Here is a 1,387-nt window from a genome sequence, read left to right on the forward strand (position 1 = left end):
GGGGCTGTCAGTTTTTTTGTGTGCAGGGCAGGTAAAGGCTCGCCGTCAACGGGACGGGTGAGCCAGCATTATCTCAACGATGTGGGTGGGTGAAGCGGTCCTCATAGAGAACTGCAAACTGGTTCATGGCCGCCTTCCAGTCGTGCGTTGAACTGCCCCATTTCCCGGTGATGTTGCGCAGGGCCAGCCACAGCAGCTTGGTCGCCGCCTCGTCGCTAGGGAAGTGCCCTCGCGTCTTGATGATCTTGCGCAACTGCGCATTGATGCTCTCAATGGCATTTGTTGTGTAAATGATCTTTCGGATCGCCGGTGGGAACGTAAAGAACGGGATCACTTGATCCCAGGCGCGGCGCCAGGATGCCGCGATCGGTGTGTACCGCTTGCCCCATTCGCCTTTCTCGAAGGCCTCCAACTCCGCCAGCGCTGCTTCGACGGTGGGTGCCGTGTACACGGGCTTAAGCGCGGCAGCCACCGCCCGGCGCTCCTTCCAACTGGCGTACTCCAGGCTGTTGCGGATCAGGTGCACGACGCAGGTCTGCAGCGTGGTTTGGGGGAACACCGCATTCAGGGCCTGCTCCATGCCCTTGAGCCCGTCGGTGACCGCGATCAGGATGTCCTGGGTACCGCGAGTCTTCAGGTCATTGAACACCTTCATCCAGAACTTGGCGCCTTCGGTGGTCTCGATCCACAGGCCCAGGATGTCGCGCGTGCCGTCTGGCAGCACGCCCAAAGCCAGGTAGACGGCTTTGTTGCGCACCACGCCGTCCTCACGCATCTTGACACGCAGCGCGTCGAAGAACACCACCGGGTACATCACCTCCAGCGGGCGGGCCTGCCAGGCAGTGACTTCGTCCATCACCGCATCGGTCACCGAGCTGATGAACTCGGGCGAGACCTCGGTGCGGTACTGCTCGGCCAGGAACGCCTGGATCTCGCGCACGGTCATGCCCCGGGCATACATGGCGATGATCTTGTCATCGAACCCGGTGAAACGTCGCTCGTGCTTGGGAATCAGGATTGGATCGAAGCTGCCGTCGCGGTCGCGCGGGATGTCGACCCGCAGCGGGCCGTCCTCAGYCAGGACTGTCTTGGCGCTCTTGCCGTTGCGCTGGTTGGCCGTGCCGGCCGGGCGCTCGGCGCCAGGGGCATAGCCCAAATGATGGCCCAGTTCGGCGCCTAGGGCGCGCTCGATCAGGGCCTTCTTGAACGCCATCGAGGCGTCCTGAACCGCCTCAGCGGTCATGGGGCCCTTTACGAAATGGGCAATCAGCTCCTCGGGAATGGTCGGCAGCTCACGGTCGGCAGCCTGACTGGTCTTCGTTTTACGTGGCATGACATGCTCCTTAGCGACATGTTATGCCCTAAACACAAAATTCCTGACAGGCCC

1 protein-coding gene is annotated in these 1,387 nt (G+C 61.9%); it reads right to left on the reverse strand.

The window, feature by feature from the left end; translation table 11 throughout:
• Window positions 1-73 precede the first annotated feature (73 nt).
• Window positions 74-1,333, reverse strand: coding sequence for an IS256 family transposase (locus AC1DS6_RS42595; RefSeq protein ID WP_477104805.1), 1,260 nt, complete (start codon window positions 1,331-1,333; stop codon window positions 74-76).
• Window positions 1,334-1,387: the final 54 nt, after the last annotated feature.

Source organism: Cupriavidus sp. 05L310 (genome assembly GCF_056398185.1).